The organism is Secundilactobacillus paracollinoides, from assembly GCF_001702155.1.
GTDB lineage: Bacteria > Bacillota > Bacilli > Lactobacillales > Lactobacillaceae > Secundilactobacillus > Secundilactobacillus paracollinoides.
Genome location: NZ_CP014912.1, coordinates 3,185,577 through 3,205,188, shown reverse-complemented (window position 1 = coordinate 3,205,188; position 19,612 = coordinate 3,185,577). Strand labels below are relative to the sequence as shown.

At 48.1% G+C, this 19,612-nt stretch carries 14 protein-coding genes; 13 read left to right on the top strand and 1 reads right to left on the bottom strand.

Annotated elements, in window-relative coordinates; translation table 11 throughout:
• The 3 genes from AYR61_RS14105 (at window position 1) to AYR61_RS14095 (ending at window position 2,882) form a co-directional block, all read left to right on the top strand.
• Window positions 1-363: a DUF1304 domain-containing protein gene (locus tag AYR61_RS14105; protein ID WP_054710935.1), complete on the top strand. Its 363-nt coding sequence runs from the start codon at window positions 1-3 to the stop codon at window positions 361-363.
• 547 nt (window positions 364-910) lie between these two features.
• A complete protein-coding gene (locus AYR61_RS14100) occupies window positions 911-1,504 on the top strand; it encodes an ECF transporter S component (protein WP_065903645.1) in 594 nt (197 codons plus the stop codon).
• A gap of 319 nt (window positions 1,505-1,823) precedes the next feature.
• The gene (locus AYR61_RS14095) at window positions 1,824-2,882 is read left to right on the top strand and encodes a D-alanine--D-alanine ligase family protein (RefSeq protein ID WP_056987105.1); all 1,059 of its coding nucleotides are present in this window, start codon (window positions 1,824-1,826) and stop codon (window positions 2,880-2,882) included.
• 61 nt (window positions 2,883-2,943) lie between these two features.
• On the opposite strand, the gene AYR61_RS14090 is transcribed toward AYR61_RS14095, so the two are convergent.
• Complete coding sequence (locus AYR61_RS14090) at window positions 2,944-3,171, bottom strand: DUF2187 domain-containing protein (RefSeq protein ID WP_054710939.1); 228 nt, start codon at window positions 3,169-3,171, stop codon at window positions 2,944-2,946.
• Window positions 3,172-3,550: 379 nt separating this feature from the next.
• On the opposite strand from AYR61_RS14090, the gene AYR61_RS14085 reads away from it, so the two are divergent.
• The 10 genes from AYR61_RS14085 (at window position 3,551) to pcrA (ending at window position 19,604) form a co-directional block, all read left to right on the top strand.
• Entirely contained in the window at window positions 3,551-5,020 is a 1,470-nt protein-coding gene (locus AYR61_RS14085) for a cytochrome ubiquinol oxidase subunit I (protein WP_054710941.1), read from the top strand.
• Window positions 5,013-6,032 carry a cytochrome d ubiquinol oxidase subunit II gene (gene cydB, locus AYR61_RS14080; RefSeq protein WP_065903643.1) on the top strand — a complete coding sequence of 340 codons (1,020 nt, stop codon included), beginning with the start codon at window positions 5,013-5,015 and terminating at the stop codon, window positions 6,030-6,032. Before AYR61_RS14085 ends, cydB begins: the two co-directional genes overlap by 8 nt.
• A gap of 491 nt (window positions 6,033-6,523) precedes the next feature.
• The gene (gene ltrA / locus AYR61_RS14075) at window positions 6,524-7,906 is read left to right on the top strand and encodes a group II intron reverse transcriptase/maturase (RefSeq protein ID WP_065903640.1); all 1,383 of its coding nucleotides are present in this window, start codon (window positions 6,524-6,526) and stop codon (window positions 7,904-7,906) included.
• An 893-nt stretch (window positions 7,907-8,799) separates the two neighbouring features.
• Window positions 8,800-10,527, top strand: a complete 1,728-nt coding sequence (gene cydD / locus AYR61_RS14070; RefSeq protein ID WP_065903637.1) for a thiol reductant ABC exporter subunit CydD — start codon at window positions 8,800-8,802, stop codon at window positions 10,525-10,527.
• A complete protein-coding gene (gene cydC / locus AYR61_RS14065; protein WP_065903635.1) occupies window positions 10,527-12,275 on the top strand; it encodes a thiol reductant ABC exporter subunit CydC in 1,749 nt (582 codons plus the stop codon). The genes cydD and cydC overlap by 1 nt, the downstream gene beginning before the upstream one ends.
• Before the next feature lie 811 nt (window positions 12,276-13,086).
• A complete protein-coding gene (locus tag AYR61_RS14060) occupies window positions 13,087-13,998 on the top strand; it encodes a 1,4-dihydroxy-2-naphthoate polyprenyltransferase (RefSeq protein WP_065903633.1) in 912 nt (303 codons plus the stop codon).
• A 185-nt stretch (window positions 13,999-14,183) separates the two neighbouring features.
• Window positions 14,184-14,765, top strand: a complete 582-nt coding sequence (locus tag AYR61_RS14055; RefSeq protein WP_056987454.1) for a xanthine phosphoribosyltransferase — start codon at window positions 14,184-14,186, stop codon at window positions 14,763-14,765.
• 67 nt (window positions 14,766-14,832) lie between these two features.
• The gene (locus AYR61_RS14050) at window positions 14,833-15,372 is read left to right on the top strand and encodes a DUF2179 domain-containing protein (protein ID WP_054712501.1); all 540 of its coding nucleotides are present in this window, start codon (window positions 14,833-14,835) and stop codon (window positions 15,370-15,372) included.
• 102 nt (window positions 15,373-15,474) lie between these two features.
• Window positions 15,475-16,641, top strand: coding sequence for an ATP-grasp domain-containing protein (locus AYR61_RS14045; RefSeq protein WP_404814633.1), 1,167 nt, complete (start codon window positions 15,475-15,477; stop codon window positions 16,639-16,641).
• A gap of 704 nt (window positions 16,642-17,345) precedes the next feature.
• Window positions 17,346-19,604 carry a DNA helicase PcrA gene (pcrA, locus tag AYR61_RS14040; RefSeq protein WP_065903631.1) on the top strand — a complete coding sequence of 753 codons (2,259 nt, stop codon included), beginning with the start codon at window positions 17,346-17,348 and terminating at the stop codon, window positions 19,602-19,604.
• Window positions 19,605-19,612 lie beyond the last annotated feature (8 nt).

Below are 19,612 nucleotides of genomic sequence, written 5' to 3'. Positions count from 1 at the left end.
ATGGTAACAATTGGGATGATTTTGGCAGGACTCTTGGGTATCTTACATATAGTCATCGCTTATTTGGAAATGTTTGCGAAGCCTGAAGTCCAGGCCAATGCTTTTGACATGGACTTAGATTTTGTTAAACAGTCTGGTGCGCAACTGGCACTAAAGAATCAGGGAATCTATAACGCTGCGTTAGGCGTGCTATTTTTATTGGGATTTGTCATGTTTACCGCGCACGCTCAGGTCGTTTTCTTTGAGCTGCTGAGTCTGTTTGTGGTTGTGGTCGGATTATACGGCGGTGCAACGGTGACGAAGAAGATCTATCTGATTCAGGCACTGCCGGGTGCGGTGACACTGCTATTATTGTTTCTATGATATACATCCAATAGGTTAACTAGCGACAACTAAAGAACCCGCCGCATCATTCTGACGATCCAGAATGGTGCGGCGGGTTCTTTTTTCTTTCGCCAATTGACTTCTTGCGTCAGTTAGCGTGATGCCTAGTCGTCGCAGCAGTCCCCCAGTCACGACTCGCGCGTCAAGCACCGCTGGTCGGCCGACGTGCTTTCTTCGGAGCCGTGGGTTGGCCACATGGATAACGGTTACCGCCCAGGTTCAGGCGGCCCTCGGTACGATTATCTGTCGTATCGAACCACCACCTTTCTATGACTTCAGCATAACAAGAATCAGCAACACTTGTCTTGTAATATGCATTATTTTTCGAACAGATGTAACCGTTTTAAAAGAAAATGACATTCGTGTCATTAAATTTGGCAAAATTGCTTTTTTCTGGTGTGAAAAGTGCTATCCTTTACAAATGAACAAGTTACCGATTATGTATTGCTTACAAAAAAGGGCAGGTTGGACTTGTTTAGAAATGTCATTCATGTAGCAGTCAAACTCAAAAGGGAAGTGAACCATCATCAAAACTCGAAGTAACGCTTATCGGATCAGTCTGTTAGCTCTGTTTATTGCCATTGTTATTATTCAAACGCTCGTGCCATTTTTAGGCTACATTCCTGTCGGTCCGTTCAGCATTGTCACGATTCAGGCAACCACGGTCATTGCTAGTGTCACCATGGGCACACGTGAGGGCGCCATCGTCGGTCTCGTTTGGGGACTGACTGATTGGATTCGCGCCTTTGTCTGGCCGACGAGTCCGCTAGCCGTTTATGTGCTGGTCAATCCATTAGTTTCAGTCGTACCGCGGGTCTTAGTCGGACTTGTTGCCGGCTGGCTGTTCTTCTGGCTGGCACGCAAGGGTGCTAAGACCTGGCATTTAGCGCTGACTGGAGTCGTTGGGGCGCTGATCAATACTATTTTCGTCCTTGGATTTATGGCGCTGCTTTACCAGTTTCATATGCTGCCGATGGCCAAATTGCACATCGCAAAATTGATGCCATGGTTACTTGGGATTATGGCGACTAATGGGATTCCGGAGGCAATTATGTCGGGGATTTTGGTGCCTGTGATCGGGTTGCCGTTGCGTCATTTGATGAGCCGGGTTAGTAAGTAAGTTAGGATTTTTTGGGTGAGTTATTGTTGGGGCGACTGGGTCGGGAATCTGTTTGGGTTCTTGGGTGGTCGTTCTTTTTTTTCGGTTTATTGGGCTGGTCAGTGGGGCGGGGTGATGCGTCTAGGTTTGAGTGCAGTTTAGATTTTGTTTCTTCTTTTTCTGCCATCGATTGAAACGCGTTTAGCAAGGCAGTAGCCCCCAAACGCCTTGCTTCGCGCTCTTTGCAAATTCTAATCGCCCTTCCATAGTCACCGCTTCCAATTCATGATATACTTAAGATTCTATAAACGAAGCGGAACTGAAGCGGAGGAACGAAAATATGAAAATTGTGGTATTAGCGGGCGGACGCAGCACCGAACGAAACGTGTCCCTTTCTTCTAGCGCGAAAGTAGCCAACGCATTACGGCGTAAAGGTTACGAAGTTGCCCTAGTTGATTTGTTTTTAGGCCTTGAAGATGCCAATGAGGCACAACTTGCCAATCTGTTTACTAGTGAAGAACAGGAAGTTGACCTCAATATCAGTGATGAGATCATGACGGATGACCGCATCAACGCCTTAAGGACGGATGGGACGACGCAACTCTTTGGTCCTAACGTGATGAAGATCGCCGGTTTGGCAGACCTTGTTTACATTGGGTTGCACGGCGGCGATGGTGAAGGTGGGAAGGTGCAGGCAGCCCTGGACCTCAACAACATTCCCTACACGGGGAGCGGTATGCTGGCATCAGCCATTGCCATGGACAAGAATGTTTCAAAACAGTTGATGCTGTTTAACGGCATTCAAACGGCGCGGTTTATGAACTTGCCGCACGCTAGTCTTCAGACCAACGTCTCGCTGCCATTTAACTTCCCAGCGGTCGTTAAGCCGGCCAACGGGGGTTCCAGCGTTGGGATGTACATCGTTCACGATCAAGCTGAACTGCATACCGCACTCAAGGAGAGTGCCAAGTTTGACAGTGACGTGTTGGTCGAAGAATACATCGATGGGCGCGAGTTCTCAATGGGTGTCGTTGATGGCGAAGCAATGCCGGCCATTGAAATCATCGTGACTGATGGCTGGTACGACTTTGAGCATAAATTTGTCAGTGGGAATACCACGAAGTTCCAGACACCACCAGACATTCCAGATGACGTGCATGATGAAATGAAGCGGTTGGCGAAGAAGACCATGGATGTGCTTGGCATGACCAACTACGGCCGAATTGATTTCTTGTGGAATAAGAACGGCCTCTACGTGATCGAAGCAAACACACTTCCTGGGATGACACCATTGTCCTTACTCCCGCAAGAAGCGGAAGCAGCGGGTATCGCCTATGATGATCTGTGCGATATGATCGTTCAGTCGCAAGTGAAATTATTAGGCTTAACCTTTGAATAATATGCAATAACATAAAAAAGATGACTCAGGCGAACGCCTAAGTCATCTTTTTTAATGTTACCTATTTATCATCAGTTGTCTCTGCATCATCGTCAGTTTCCGTTTCCGGTGCAGCCTTGATGAGCTTTAACTTCTTGTTGTTGATCACAACGCGGTCGTGGTACTTATCGGTAATGTCTGCATCGTCGCTCTTGAATGTGATCATGAAAGAGTTTTGGTACGCTTTATCGATGAAGCCCGTGAAATCTTTGCCTTCTAATTTAAAAGACACTTGATCGCCAATTTTCATTACGAGTCATCTCCCCAAGTCAAACTCTATGTAATTTACTTGATTTTCGCCCGTTTGTCAATTGATTTGCGTGAATCTTTTCAATTAGTTGGATGAAACCGCTTCTGGTAAAAGGACGCATCTGGGAATCAAACATAGATCGAAAAATGTTTGATGACGACACCCGAAATCATCAGGTTATTTTCTATTTAATTGAAAAGATAAGCAGTATTTTTCAAGAAAATGGCACAATCTGTTGCAACAATACAAGCCAGTTTCACTAAAGTGTGTCGAAGTTTAGAATAATTCTCAATTTGGAAGGGCTTAAGATTGAATATTCATTTATCGACCGATATAATAAAACCATAAGGTGTCCGAAAATTTTGTAAGGGGGGATATTATGTTAATCGCAGGTCTATCGATGTTGTCCTTGTCGCGGTTCCAATTCGCGATGACGACGGTCTTCCATTTCTTCTTTGTACCATTTTCCATTGGATTAGCCTTTATTGTTGCCGTAATGGAAACCGTCTACGTGATTAAAAAGGACAAGACCTATCAGAAAATGGCCCAGTTTTGGGGCAAGATTTTTCTTTATAGTTTCGCGGTTGGTGTTGTAACAGGTATTATTCAAGAATTTCAATTCGGAATGAATTGGTCAGAGTATTCACGGTTCATGGGGGACATCTTTGGCGCGCCACTGGCAATTGAAGCCTTGGCAGCGTTCTTCCTTGAATCCACGTTCATTGGGTTATGGATGTTTACTTGGGACCGATTCAAACCAGGAATTCACGCACTGTTTATTTGGTTAGTTGCGTTTGGATCCTCATTATCAGCGTTATGGATCCTGGCAGCGAACAGTTTTATGCAAAATCCAGTCGGATACATGATCAATGCCAAGACGGGGCGGGTCCAAATGACCAGCTTCTCGCAGGTGATCTTAAACCCGCAATTGTGGAATGAATTTCCACACGTGATCTTCGGTGCCGGAGTGACGGCGGCCTTCGTGGTTGCCGGTTGTTGTGCTTGGCGGTTGCTTAAAAAGGACCACGAACACTTCTATCGTAAGTCACTGAAAGTTGCGTTGATTATTGGGTTACTGGCATCAGTCGGGTCGATTGCTTCTGGGGACACGCAAACGCGGTTCCTGATCAATAATCAGCCAATGAAGTTCGCCGCAATGGAGGGACTTTACAAGAACTCCACCAACAAGGGTGAGTGGGCGGCAATTGCGTCGTTTGACACCAAGGCGCATAAGACGAACTGGTCGGTCGACATTCCACACGTCCTGAACATTTTGAGTTATCACAAGTTAAACGGGACTGTGAAGGGCCAAAATACCGTCAATAAAGAATTGAAGGCAAAGTATGCTGGCCAAAAGGGGAAGGCATTAAAGGACTACTATGTCCCAACGAAGACCTTGTTCTGGAGCTTTAGAATTATGGCCGTTGCTGGCGGACTCTTCGCCTTACTGGCCATTGTCGGGTTGTTCTTTAACCGCAAGAAGAGTCAGGCCATTATGAAACAACGCTGGTTCTTGTATGTTCTGGGACTTTGTTTATGGCTCCCATTCATCGTCAATACCGCTGGGTGGTTTGTGACTGAATTTGGCCGCTACCCGTGGGTCGTTTACGGACTGCTGACGATTGCGGATGCCGTTTCACCAACGTCAACGGTTACCTCGCTGTTGTTTACCAACATTGTGTACTTCTGCTTGTTCGCAGGATTGGGTCTGATTATGCTCATCTTGTCGCATAGAGTGCTCAAAGCGGGACCAGACGCAGTTGAAACGAACAACTACAATAGTATGAAGGACGCGCCAGAAGCCAAAGTCGAAGATCCGTTTGGACAGGAGGCGTTTAACCATGACTAGTCTGCAATTACTCTGGTTCTTATTGATCGGTGTCCTGTTTAGCGGTTTCTTCTTCCTCGAAGGGTTTGATTTCGGAATTGGGATGGCCATTCGGTTCTTCGGTCGCGACCAGGCTGAACGAGACACGATCATCCAAACCATCGGCCCGCACTGGGACGGTAATGAAGTTTGGCTGATCACCGCTGGTGGGGCGATGTTTGCCTCATTTCCAATGTGGTATGCCTCACTGTTTTCAGGCTACTACATCGTCCTCTTCCTCATCCTTGTTGCCCTGATTTTCCGGGGTGTTTCCTTTGAATTTCGGGCTAACATGGAAACCGCAAGATGGCGGCACTTCTGGGAATGGGCTGGCACCATCGGCAGTTTCTGTGCAGCCTTCCTCTTTGGAATGATGTTTACCAGTCTCATTCAGGGGGTTCCCATGGATGCTGGCGGTAACGTCATTGGCACGTTCACCACATACGTGAACTGGTTATCGCTTGTTGGCGGCGTGGCAGTGACGCTGATGTGCCTTATCCACGGGTTGAACTTCTTACAATTGAAGACCCTTGGCACGTTACGCGACCGGGCGCAAGCTTGGAACAAGATTTTATATCCGGTTCTGATTGTTGGCGAAGTGCTGTTCGTTATTTTGCTAATGATCTTTACGGACTTCTTCAAACAAAAGCCAGTTTCAACCTGGAGCATTTTGGGTGTCCTGGTAGTGTTGACGCTGATTGCTTGGTGGAGTGTTGTTGGTCAGCACAACTGGACCGCATTTATCGCGAGCGGGTTGTCCTTGATCAGCATCGTGATCCTGATCTTCAACGGCTTATTCCCACGCGTCATGATTGCCACTAACAGTGCCCACTCGATTCTGATCAAAAACGCGTCAAGTTCACCTTATACGCTGCACCTGATGACCATCCTGGCCTTCACGTTGCTGCCAATCGTTTTGATCTACTTCATCTGGAGCTACTGGGTCTTCTACAAACGACTCAAATCACCATCTAAAGACGTTAAACCAGCCTAATCACTAGGCGTTCAATCGTCAAAGACACGTGAAGCTAGTGCTTTGCGTGTCTTTTGGTGCGCCCGGCATGGGCGCCAACTAGACGGTGAAAGTCCGTTGCGGGCCGTAGTAGTCGGAACCGCAAGTCAATGACAAGGGTGTCCATCGTGAGGTGGAATCTGAAGGAAGTCGGCGACAAAGTACCGCATTGATGTACAAGAATCAGCTATAAGGCTGTGTTGGTCGGACGAGGTTGCCAAACAAACCAAAGTCCAATACTACTCGAGGCCATCGCAGTAAAGCTGGCAATGACATGGTACGAAAGTGGGCGTTCTTACCCGGGGAGGCCTGTATCGTACGTTCCCGACAAGAGGCGCGCTAAGCGCCACAGGAACAAACATCACAGTGATGTGGTGCAGAACGATACAGGAGTCAGCCGAGGCCATAGTAGCGGTATCTGCCACGAAGGGCTGAACAATAATAGGTCATCATTGATATTGGAGGTGGAGACAGTGCAACAACCGCAGAATACAGAAAAAGCTGACCGCCGGCGGACAGTAGGACTGGAAGCCCAAGAACAAGTCGGGGTGCGTAGCACTGACTCTGGTGAAAATACGATGATGAACGGCACTAAGTTTCAAGAGTTAGTCTTAGACCGAAATAACCTGAACGAGGCTTATCTTCGCGTCTGCAGAAACAAAGGTGCAGCAGGACTAGACGGAATGACCGTTGACGAACTGTTGCCCTACTTGAGGAAACATAAACAGGAATTACTGCAAGCTTTACAAAACGAGACCTATCGGCCTCGTCCCGTTAAGCGGGTTGAAATTCCAAAACCTAATGGTGGTAAACGCAAGCTCGGAATACCAACTGTGATTGACCGACTTGTTCAACAAGCCATGGCGCAAGTCATGGTGCCAACATTTGAGCGTGTCTTCTCAGATAATAGTTTTGGGTTCCGACCGAATCGAAGTGCTAAAGATGCCATTGATAGAGTGGTTCAGTTCTACAATCAGGGCTATCACTATGTCGTGGATCTCGATTTAAAAGCATACTTCGATACGGTCAACCACGATCTGCTTATTAAATTTATTGAGCAGTATATTACGGATCCATGGATACTGCATCTCATTCGTCGCTTCCTAACCAGCGGTGTCATGAATGGTGGTCTATTTGAACGAAGTGATAAAGGCACCCCTCAAGGTGGCCCCTTATCGCCACTTTTGGCTAACATTTATCTCAACGAACTGGATAAGCTGTTAACTTCCAGAGGTCATAAGTTTGTCCGCTATGCGGACGATTGTAATATTTATGTCCGAAGCAAACGTGCTGGAGAACGGGTTCTGACTAATGTTACTTGCTTTCTTGAAGGCGACCTAAAGGTCACCGTCAATGAGGACAAGACATCAGTAAGTTCGCCTCTGCGGGCCAAGTTCCTGGGATTTTCCTTGGGGGTTGGTCGAGGAGGTGCGTATGCGCGACCTGCTTGGCAGGCCAAGCAACGCATCAAGTCTGCACTCAGGAAAATGACCAAGCGCAATCGGGGCGTTTCGTTAAACCTGGTGTTTAACGAGATTCATCAAAAGATGCGTGGGTGGTTACAGTACTATTCGGTCGGGAAAATGACCAATTTTATCCGTCACTTAGACGAATGGTTGCGAGCAAGGATTCGCCAGTATATTTGGAAACAGTGGAAGAAGCTCAAAACAAAGGTCAATCATCTTGTAAAACTGGGGCTTTCTGGCACCAGTGCTTATACAATGGCCAATACCCGTAAGGGTTATTGGCGAACTGCGCATAGCAAGACATTGACCTATACTCTGACAAACAAAAGACTGGAACGCCTTGGACTCATCAATATGAGCAAGACACTCCAGTCAATACAAAGTGCTTAAATTATTGAACCGCCGTATACGGAACCGTACGTACGGTGGTGTGAGAGGTCGGTAATTGAATTAATCAATTACCTCCTACTCGATTTGATTATGGTGTTCTGATTTGTAGCGTTGGACATTCTAAGGCCGTTGCATTTCACAATTTGGCACTCCATGTGGTGGCTCGCGATGAAGCTAATTCGATTTCTGCTGCGCAGCTCTCGAATGGATCTCCATCGACTCGCACATCAGTAACCGACCAAAGAACGGTCGCTAACTGATGTCGACACCACAGCTCCGTGCCAAATTGTTCCATTCCACTCACTGTGAGCATGCTGGTTACGTTGGTTAAGCATCTAAATACAGGCGAACACAGCTTGAAGAGAAGTCCGCCCTTTACTGCTAGTCAATTCAGTCAAGGTATGCTTGTTATTTTGCATTATAGGATAAGTTGCGACTGGAAGATGAGATGACACCATGTAGTTAGCTAATGGCCACGCAGTTTGTATTTAATTTTGCACATAGTAGCGTAGTGGAGCCGGTCGGCATTGCAGGCTGTGGTGTCGGTGTTCGTTAGCGAGGGTACTTTCCTCGCTTACGAACACGGGAGACGTAGGAGATCCTTGAATTTCTAGTTTATATTGTGGAAACGTGTTCCGCAGGCCAACTCCCTACTGCGTAAGACGACTTTGCCAGAAATTCAAGACCGGAATTTCCGGCAAAGTCGCCTTACACTCCGGGAGTTACCCGGCCTGCTCCACACTCTTGCCTCAGCCTGCGGGGCCGACCGGCGGAACGAAGCGGTAATTAGAAAGTATCGACTATCTTGTAAACATAAGCGCTGATACCTGAAATGTCAGCATATCAGCGGTATCATAGTCTTAAAGCGGTTTCTTGACAGAGGGGGAATTATTTTGATTGATAGACGGTTATTTAAGTTGCCGGGGTTGATGGGGCGCGCGATTGTGATTGCGGTGCTCATGTTTATTCAGGCGATCATGATCGTGATTCAGGCGCGCTACCTGTCACAGGCAGTGGTGAACCTGTGGCACTTGCAGCCGATAGGGACGATCGTGACACCAACGGCAATCTTTATTGTGAGTTTTCTGGCACGGCATCTGCTTGGCGTGTTTCAGCAGCGGACGTTTTATCCGTTTGTGGAACAGACGTCGGGCAAGATGCGCTCGGATCTCATGACAAAGTTGTTTCGGCTTGGCCCCAGCGTGGTTGAAAAGGCGGGGACCGGGTCAGTTGTCACGATGGCACTCGAAGGTATTGATAAGGTTCAAACGTACCTGATGCTGATCATTATTAAAATGATGGATATGAGCATTACCCCGTGGATCATTTTGATCTACATTGCGTTTTTGCAGTGGAATTCAGCGCTATTCCTGCTTGTGATCTACCCAGTTATTATTTTATTCATGGTTATTCTGGGATTAGCGGCGCAGAGTAAGGCGGATCAGCAGTTTGCGGGGTATCAGCATTTATCTAATAATTTTGTGGACACGTTACGTGGACTGCCAACCTTGAAACAACTTGGGTTGTCGAAACGATATGCCGATAATGTCTACCATGTGAGCGAGGATTATCGTAAGGAGACCATGGCCACGTTGCGGATTGCAATGACGTCGACCTTTGCACTTGATTTCTTTACGACGTTGTCGATTGCGGTTGTTGCCGTGTTCTTAGGGTTTGATTTAATGGACGGCCACATTGCGTTACTGCCGGCGTTGACGATCTTAACGTTAGCGCCTGACTATTTTTTGTCCATTCGGAATTTCGCCAACGACTATCATGCGACCCTGAACGGGAAAAATGCGTTGCAGTCGGTACTGGACGTTTTGGAAATGCCTGAAATTGAAGACCGTCAGGCGCTCACTGACGGGCAGTGGCATGACGACAGTCACATTCAGTTCAATGACGTGACATTTACCTATGACAACATGGACACGCCAACGTTAACCCACCTATCGTTTGATGTTCACGGTAATACAAAGGTGGGGATCATTGGTGCTTCCGGTTCCGGTAAATCGACCCTGATCAACCTGATTGGCGGGTTCTTATCTCCTGATGAGCCAGGGAAGATTCGGGTCAACGGCCAAGGCTTGCCGCATTTAGGACAAGATGCCTGGCAGGCGGATCAGCAGTATATTCCGCAAAAACCGTATCTGTTTCATGACACGTTAGCTAAAAACGTTGCCTTTTATGTGCCGACAGCGACTCGGGACCAGATCGAACAAGCCTGCGCAAATGCCGGCTTGACCGACTGGATCACGACGTTGCCTGATGGCTTGGATACCATGATCGGCGAAGGATCCCGGGGCGTCAGTGGCGGTCAGGCGCAACGGATCGCATTGGCACGGGCGTTCCTCGATGACAGTCGACACGTTTTATTGTTTGACGAACCGACAGCGCACTTGGACATTGAAACGGAAGCTGCCTTGAAGCAGGATATTTTGCCGCTGCTGGACAACCACCTCGTGTTCTTTGCGACGCACCGGCTGCACTGGATCAACCAGATGGACTACGTTTTGGTCATGGACCATGGCGTGCTGGTCGAGCAGGGGACACCAAGTGAATTGGCACAACGAAACGGCGCGTACACGAAACTTCGCGCAGAAATGGGAGGGGCCAAATGATGCGAGATTTGCGAGCAACTTTTGCGCACGATACCTGGGTCATGCCGTATTTGCGCAAGTATAAATGGTTATTGACCCTCGTACTCTTTCTTGGGGTCATGACGTTTCTATCAGCCGGCGCACTCATGTTTAACTCCGGTTATCTGATCAGTGAAGCGGCTCGACGGCCTGGCAACATTATCTACATCTATGTACCGGTCGTTTTAGCCCGTGGTTTTGGGATCGCTCGACCAGCGTTTCGGTACGCTGAACGGCTGACCAGCCACAACTGGGTACTGCGCATTGTTTCTGATTTTCGAAAGAAATTATATCAAGCCGTTGAAAATAAAGCAGCGGCCATTAAGCAGACCCACCAAACCGGGGATATCCTCAGCATTTTGGCAGAAGACATCGACCACATTGAAAACCTCTATTTACGGACGGTCTTTCCCATGGTCATCGGTTGGGTGCTGTATCTGTTTATCGTCATTGGCGTCGGCGTCTTTAACTGGGCAGTGGGGTTACTGCTGCTGGTGCTTTTAGGCGTCATCGTGGTGATCATGCCAATGGTTTCGGTTGCCGTTAACGGTGCCCGTGAGTTTAAAGAAAAGCAGATTCAACACGACTTCTATACGAACCTAACGGATGAAGTTTTGGGCCTATCCGACTGGGTCATTTCAGGCCGTTATGACGATTTTATGGACCTGCAGACAAAACCGATCAAGCAGATCGCTAAACTGCGGCGCGAGGACCATTATTTTCAGTGGTGGCGCGGGTTTGGCGTCCAGGTCTTCTTCCTGCTGGCAGTTTTAACGTTACTGATCTGGTCTGGGTTTCAATTCACAGGCTCTAAGGCACAAGCAAACTGGGTCGCCGCCTTTGCCTTGGCACTATTTCCGGTCATCGAACCGTTTCTAGAAATTAGCCAGGGTGCTAGTGAATGGCCGATTTACCAACAATCGATCCAACGCGTCAACGCGCTTTCTGCTGATCCGGTTGTGCAAAAAGATCAAGCTCAACTCAACGGGGCGTTTTCACAATTGACTGTCGATAACGTGACTTTCCGTTACGCTGACGACGACCGGGTGATCTTGCACGACCTGACACTGCAGATTAATGCTGGTGAAAAATTAGCATTACTGGGGCCTTCAGGCACTGGGAAGAGTACGTTATTGAAGCTGCTACTTGGTGATGAGCACGCGACAGCGGGGCAAGTCACGATCAACGGCCAAGATATTGCGACGTTGCAGGATGCCCGCGCTAATCTATTTGGCGTGTTGGACCAGCAACCGTATTTATTTGACACAACGGTGATGAATAATGTCCGGCTGGGCAATTTGAACGCAACGGATGACCAAGTGAAGGCCGCGATTAAAGCAGTTGAACTTGAGCCGCTGATCAACTCACTGCCAAACGGGTACGATACGCAGGTTCAAGAGTCTGGCGCCCGGTTCTCTGGCGGTGAACGGCAACGGCTGTCACTGGCAAGAATACTGTTGCAGGATGCGCCCATCATCATTTTGGACGAACCGACCGTTAGTCTGGATCCCATCACGGAAAAAGACCTGTTGGACACGGTCTTTAACGTCCTTAAGGATAAAACGATTATCTGGGTCACCCACCATCTGGCCGGCATCGACCACGTCGACCAAGTCCGCTTCTTGGAAAACGGCCAGTTCGACATGCAGGGGACACCGGACGACCTTTATCAACATGAAGCGCGGTTCCGGCGGTTGTATGATTTGGACCGTGGGAAGGTTACTGAGTAGTGTAGACATAGCGCTGGAAGTCCGTTGCATTGCGCGATTTGGCACTCCGTCATAGTGGCTCGCGATGAAGCTAATTCGATTGTCGCTGTGCGCCACTCGAATGGATCTCCATCGACTCGCACATCAGTAAACGACCGAAGAACGGTCGCTAACTGATGTCGACACCATGCCTCCGTGCCAAATCGCTCCATTCCACTCACGTTGTGTATGCTAGCCACAGATAGCTAAATATCGAAATACAGTCAATGACAGTTCGTGGAGAAATCCGCTCTCGACTGCACGCCACCTAGAGACAGCTATGCTTATTAGTTTGTGATAACAGAGCATCAGCTTAAGTTAAAGGTAATCTGTGGTCACATGACCATCATCGAAGGTTGAATGTGACATGAAGTTTTGTGCCAATCTTGCACCATGCAGCGTAGTGGAGCCGGTCGGCATTGCAGGCTGTGGTGTCGGTATTGGTTAGCGACCGTACTTTGGTCGGTTACTAATACGGGAGACGTTGGAGATCCTTGAATTTCTGCCAAGACATTCACTAGCTCCCCGGAGCGACCCACCTCAGCCTGCAGGGCCGACCGGCGGAACGAAGCGGCAATAGTATCGCAATTAAGATATAGAAGATGAAACTGTAAGATTCAGTTACAGGTTCATCTTTTTTTGGTTATCAAGCATGTGACACGGCACTTCGCTTGCGACTGGGTAGCAGATACATTACACTCTTATATGAAGCAACGCTCAACGACACGATTTCAAGTGATGCTGAGCGGACACTGGCCGGTAACGGTTGGTGATTATTTTGGAGGAATCGTTTATGACAGTACCCATTTTTTTGGAACTTGTGGAAGCTAAGGCAAAGGTCGCCTCAGTATTTCCTTTCTTTTTAGGCCTTTATTTTTCTTGGTATTATACGCATCAGCTTAACTGGGGGCTCTCGTTGATGTTTTTCATCGCGATGCTGCTGTTTAATATGGCTGTCGACGCACACGATAATTATTCAGATTATAAGAATGCAACAGCAAAAGCAGATGAGTGGAAACAAAAGACGAACGTCATCGGCGTTAACAACCTCTCGATGACGGGTATCCGCAACCTCATCCTGTCGTTTGCCGGGGTTGCAACGGTTTTTGGTATCGCAATGACGGTGATGACTGGCTGGCCGCTGTTAATTATGGGAATCTTCTGCTTTGCAGTGGGGTACTTCTATGCAGCTGGTCCGCGGCCGATTTCTACCACGCCATTTGGCGAATTTTTCTCTGGTATCACCATGGGCTTTGTGATCATGCTGATCACAGTCTATATCAACACGGCAAGCAGCGGCCTGTTTACGTTTACGCTTTTCTGGCAGGTCCTTTTAGCTTCGGGTATCGCAGTGTTTGCCATCAGCAACATTATGTTAGCCAATAACCTTTGCGACGCGGACGAAGACCAATTATTGGACCGGAAAACGTTGGTCCACTACCTGGGTAAGCAGAACGGATTACGGTTGTTTGTTTTAAATTATGTGTTTGCCTATGCGTGCCTAATTTTGAGTGTTGGCTTGCATTACTTGCCCTATACAAGTTTACTGGTACTGCTGAGTTTGCCGCTGGTTATCAAAAACACGCGCCAGTTCTTGGCAAAACAAGTTAAGAAGGAAACGTTTAAATTTGCGGTTAAAAATGCCATGATTCTTGCCGTTTTCAGCATTGTCTGTGTGGGTATCGGCACCATCGCAAACTGGTAAGAATGCCGGTAACAATTAGGAAAACCAATAGAATTGGCCGTCATTGACTGCAAATCTCAACTGATTGTTCGTCTTTTCGTGAGTTGATGTTGTTTGAAATCCCTTGCCCCACACCAGACCTTCGGGTACACTAGTACTAATAAGGGTGCACTATGCCGGTCAATTTTTAGGAGGAATTTCTTACCATGAAGCTACTAGAAGACCGCATCAGAGAAGACGGTACCGTATTACCTGGAGACGTATTAAAGGTGGATAATTTTTTGAACCACCAGATCGACCCAGATCTCATGAGTGCCATCGGTGAAGAGTTTGCACGGTTATTCGCGGACGCTGGGGTCACCAAGGTCCTTACGGTAGAATCTTCGGGAATTGCGCCAGCCTTGATGACGGGTCTGCAGCTTCACGTGCCGGTTATCTTTGCGCGTAAGCACCGGTCACTCACACTGACTGACAATTTGTATACCGCAACTGTCTATTCCTACACGAAACAGGTTAATAACGACATCAGTGTTGACAAACGGTTCATCAGTCCTGATGATAAGGTCCTCATTATTGATGACTTTCTCGCAAACGGCCAAGCTGTGCAGGGCTTAATGGAAATCGCAAAGGCTGCTAACGTTGACATTGCTGGCGTTGGCGTTGTTATCGAAAAAAGTTTTCAAAAGGGTCACCAAATGGTGCTGGACGCTGGGTTGCACCTTGAAGCCCTGGCCAGCGTTGCGTCATTAGAAAATAATCAAGTCACCTTTATGAGCGACCAGCAGTAGCCGCATTGCTAGTCGGTCAGTGGCGACAGCTGTGATGACACCCCGCGACTGATTGGAGGGATCCGCATTGCACGTTGAAGTCTGGACACTCGTTTTGATTTTTACCGTCAATTTCGTTTACATTACCCTGAACACCATTCGCTACATGCTGACGATGAAGGGGTACCGCACGCTGGCACCAATCATCAGCATGGTCGAAATTACGGTCTACGTTGTTGGCCTCTCACTGGTACTGAACCGGCTAGATAATATTTTAAATATCATTGCGTACGCACTCGGGTACGGCGTTGGTGTACGAGTCGGCATCTGGGTGGAAGACAAGCTTGCGTTAGGGTACATTATGGCAACGGTCATCCTGCCAAATACGGATAGTGACCTGCCTAAAATCCTCCGGCAAAACGGATTTGGGGTCACTCAGAGCAGTGCGCAGGGACTTGAAGGACAACGGCTGGTGTTAGATATTTTGACGCCGCGTAATCAGGAACGGCGGCTGTACGCCATGGTCAATGAAGCGGAACCCAAAGCGTTTATCATCACCTATGAACCCAAGTATATTTCCGGCGGCTTCTGGGTAAAACGCGTTCGCAATCGTCATTTTCGTCCATAAAGGGTATACTGATGTGTGATGACTAAATAAACTGTTAAACGAGGCGGTGCACCTGCACCGTTTAAACTGAATCCGAATTATTATTGATGAACGAAGAAGGTAGTGAGCATTTTGGACAATCGAGTACTGTATCCGGGAGATACAATTGGTGTTATCGGCGATAGCAGCAACGGCCCAATGATCGTGGCCGCTGCGCGCCAATCAGGGTTTAAAGTTGGTGCGTATGGCGCCGACGAAACGAGTGAAATGTTGCAACTAGCCGATTTTAAAATTGTTGGTTCACTATCAGATAAAGATCGGCTCCAGGATTTTGCCGAACGGTGTGATGTGGTGACCTACGATTCTGAAAATCTCAGTGCAGATCTGCTGGGGTTTTTAGCAGATAAGACGCTCCTGCCACAGGGGAGCGACCTGCAATCCATGATGGCTGATCGTCTCTTGGAACGCGCATTTTATGAACAAATGAACGTGAACGTGGCACCCTATGCCACCATCGTGAGTCTGGACGATGTTTACCAGTCCATTAACTCCATTGGGTATCCGGCCTTGTTGAAGCCGATTCAAAAGGACCTCGCTCACGGCGAAGAAATCCAGATCAACACGCAGACTGACATTGCGCAGGCAGCGGGACTGACTGATTGGGGGACGTACATTCTTGAATCAACTGTGAATTACGCACGGGAACTGTCTGTGACCGTTGCCCGCACAGCTGAGGGGGAAGCTAGTCTGTTTCCACCAGCTGAAATTAAACGTCAGGGGAACCACATTCAGTGGGTCTATCTGCCCGTTCAATTAGCTGCCGATGTGAAGGCAGAGATGGATCGCATTTGTCACGAGATCGTGGCCAATCTCTCATACGTTGGTGTGTTCGATGTTGATTTTATGTTAACGGAGAGTAATGCCATTTACGTGAAGGCCATTATCCCAACATTTAGTGAGGCCGGTCGTATCTTTGACCGCGCCGCAACCGTTACCCAGTATGAACAACATCTGCGCGCGATTGCCGGGTTGCCGTTAAGTGATGTCGAAGTCTTGAAGCCAACGGTCTTGGCCGCCTTCAATGCCTCCCAGCTGAATGCAATGCGGACACAGTGGCAGATCAAGAAAAATTGGCACTTTACGTACTATCACCGGTTTAAAAAGGAAGACGAGAACGACCTCGTCGGCCACGTGATCGTGCAGGGTGACGATGTGAATAAGTTGCTTGAACAGCTTGAAGATACAGAGATTTGGTCGACGGCGAAGGCCGCTGACGATGATCAGGATTAAATGATTTGGAGAAGGTTGACACTTTTTAGGGGTGTTGGCCTTTTTTGGTAGAGTGTGAAGCAAGGCGGTTAGAAGGCGGAGTGTAAGTAACTCTGGTCAGAAAAGTCCGGGCCTGACTTTTTTGACCAGAGTTGCTTACACAGGAGCCTTCTGCCTTGCTGAACACGTTTCGGCAATGTGACATAGAAAGACAGCGGCAAGCACTACTCAGACGAGAAGCGCCTGGCATTGGTATTTTGCTAGAGGTGGCCTATGCGGGAGTCTTCTGCAATGGGCAGGCATGTCAGGCGCTATGGTGAAAATGCTAGTTTGCTCGCCTTAGTAGTATCAGCAATTGGCCTCCGTTTTCTAATTTCACATAAACTAAAAGAGTCCAGAAGGCGAGGAGCGGTCATGTAAAGCACCATGGCACAAATGCCAGTTTGTGCACTTGAGCAGTCGTTTGCAATTGGCCGCTGCTTTCTAATTGCACCTAGACTAAACGAGTTCCAGAAGGCAAGGGGCGGCCATGTAACGGACTCTGACCAAAAAGTCAGGCCCAGACTTTTTGGTCAGAGTCCGTTACATTCTGCCCCTTAAGCGCCTTCTTCCACTCTCTGAATCTTTAAATAAACCTGAACTTCAACATATGACTATCACCTTTACGTTAAATATTTGCTATAATAAAAGCCGACTATTACTAAATGGAGAGGATTGGATTTCGCGTGGCAGAGCAGAGCTTAGTGTCTAAATTAAACGACAAGCAAAAAGAGGCCGTTATGCAAACGGAGGGCCCGCTTTTGATCATGGCTGGGGCCGGTAGTGGTAAGACGCGGGTCTTAACACACCGAATCGCTTACCTGATCGAAGAAAAGCACGTGATGCCCTGGCACGTTCTGGCCATCACGTTTACCAACAAAGCCGCTCGTGAAATGCGCGAACGAATCGTGGGATTATTAGGACCTGACGGCAATGAAGTCTGGGCCTCAACCTTCCATGCCTTGTGTGTGCGTATTTTACGGTCACACGCTGATAAATTAGGCTATAACCGAGCCTTTACAATTGCGGATTCGAGTGACCAACGCACCTTAATGAAGCGGGTGCTCAAGGAAATGAACGTGGACACCAAGAAATTTGATCCCCGTTCCGTGCTATCCGCAATTTCAAACGCTAAAAATGAATTAAAAACGCCGAAGCAGTTTGCTCAGGAGGCCGGGTTACCGTTTGATGAGATCGTTGCCAGAGCTTACGACAATTATCAACGGTCGCTGCAGCAAAATCAGGCCATGGATTTTGATGACCTGATTATGTTGACGATTCAACTGTTTCAGGAAAATCAGGATGTTCTTGAGTCTTATCAGGATAAGTTCCAGTACATTCACGTGGATGAATACCAAGATACCAACGATGCCCAGTATACGTTGGTGAATTTACTAGCCAAAAAGAATAAAAACCTCTGCGTTGTCGGGGATGCGGATCAAAGTATCTACGGCTGGCGGGGTGCCAACATGGAAAACATCATGAACTTTGAGCGTGATTATCCAAACGCTCACGTGACCATGCTGGAACAAAATTACCGCTCAACGAAGACCATTTTGGACGCGGCGAACGAAGTGATTCAAAACAACGAATACCGGCGTGATAAGAACCTCTGGACGCAAAATGGTGAGGGTGACAAGATCACCTATTACCGTGGGCAAAACGAAAATGACGAGGCCCGCTTTGTGGTGGCGTCCATTCAAGACCTCATGCGTGAGCAACAGTATCAGTATGGTGATTTCGCCATTTTGTACCGAACTAACGCGCAGTCCCGTGTCATGGAAGAAACGCTGGTCAAGGCGAACGTGCCATACACGATTGTCGGCGGACACAAGTTCTACGACCGTAAAGAAATTAAGGACTTACTGGCCTACATTACGCTGGTGGCTAATTCTGCTGATACGATCAGTTTGGAACGGGGCATTAACGAACCTAAACGGGGCATTGGTGGCGGTAGTTTAGCCAAACTGCGTGATTTTGCGGATGAAAATGGTTGGACTGAAATGGAAGCAGCCGAAAACGTTGACGTGTTAAACGGCATTAGTTCGCGTGCCCGCAGTGCCATTGGCGGGTTTGCGACCACCATTATGAAATTACGTGAAATGGTCTCAACAAGTACCGTGACCGAATTAACGGAACAGATTCTTGATACGACCGGTTATATGGCACAGTTAAAGGCCTCACGGAGCCTCGAAGCTGAGACGCGCATCGAAAACATCGAGGAATTTCTTTCTGTGACCAAGAAGTTTGATGACGGGTTCGATCCCGAAGAGAGTGATTCTGGCGACCGAGTCGTTGATTTCTTAGCCGATTTGGCACTGGTTTCTGACCAGGATGATGTTGAGGAAGAACCGGCTCAGGTCACGTTGATGACGCTGCACGCCGCCAAGGGACTGGAATTTCCGGTCGTCTTTCTCATTGGGTTGGAAGAGGGCGTCTTCCCACTAAGCAGATCAGCGGCGGATAATGACGAACTCGAAGAAGAACGGCGGTTAGCCTACGTTGGTATCACGCGTGCTAAGAAGAAATTGTTTATTTCAAACGCATACTCCCGCTTGCTTTACGGGCGGGTCCAACGCAATCCTGAATCACGCTTTATTGAAGAAATCAGTCCAGATAAACTGGATAACAAGAATCAAGTGGCTGCTGGCGAATCCAGTCAACCATTGAAAACACCGTTTGACCGGCGAACTGCTGGTGCAACCCAATCAGCCTACAAGACACCGCGGCGCAACACGCGTTCCAAGGCGGAAGTGGTTAATTCTGGGACCGGTGCTGAAAAGAGCAGTTGGACCATTGGTGATAAAGTGACGCATAAAAAGTGGGGCACTGGAACCGTGGTCAAGGTAACGGGGACTGGGGAAGACATGGAACTTGACATTGCCTTTCCACAGGAAGGGGTTAAGCGACTCTTGGCCGCCTTTGCCCCAATTGAACGGGTGTAATGATATTG

Excerpts from the sequence above, each read along its gene's own strand:
- AYR61_RS14055 (WP_056987454.1), top strand. The coding sequence starts at position 14,184 with ATGAAGCTACTAGAAGACCGCATCAGAGAAGACGGTACCGTATTACCT.
- cydC (WP_065903635.1), top strand. The coding sequence starts at position 10,527 with ATGCGAGATTTGCGAGCAACTTTTGCGCACGATACCTGGGTCATGCCG.
- AYR61_RS14095 (WP_056987105.1), top strand. The coding sequence starts at position 1,824 with ATGAAAATTGTGGTATTAGCGGGCGGACGCAGCACCGAACGAAACGTG.
- AYR61_RS14105 (WP_054710935.1), top strand. The coding sequence starts at position 1 with ATGGTAACAATTGGGATGATTTTGGCAGGACTCTTGGGTATCTTACAT.
- cydB (WP_065903643.1), top strand. The coding sequence starts at position 5,013 with ATGACTAGTCTGCAATTACTCTGGTTCTTATTGATCGGTGTCCTGTTT.
- AYR61_RS14060 (WP_065903633.1), top strand. The coding sequence starts at position 13,087 with ATGACAGTACCCATTTTTTTGGAACTTGTGGAAGCTAAGGCAAAGGTC.
- AYR61_RS14090 (WP_054710939.1), bottom strand. The coding sequence starts at position 3,171 with ATGAAAATTGGCGATCAAGTGTCTTTTAAATTAGAAGGCAAAGATTTC.
- AYR61_RS14085 (WP_054710941.1), top strand. The coding sequence starts at position 3,551 with ATGTTAATCGCAGGTCTATCGATGTTGTCCTTGTCGCGGTTCCAATTC.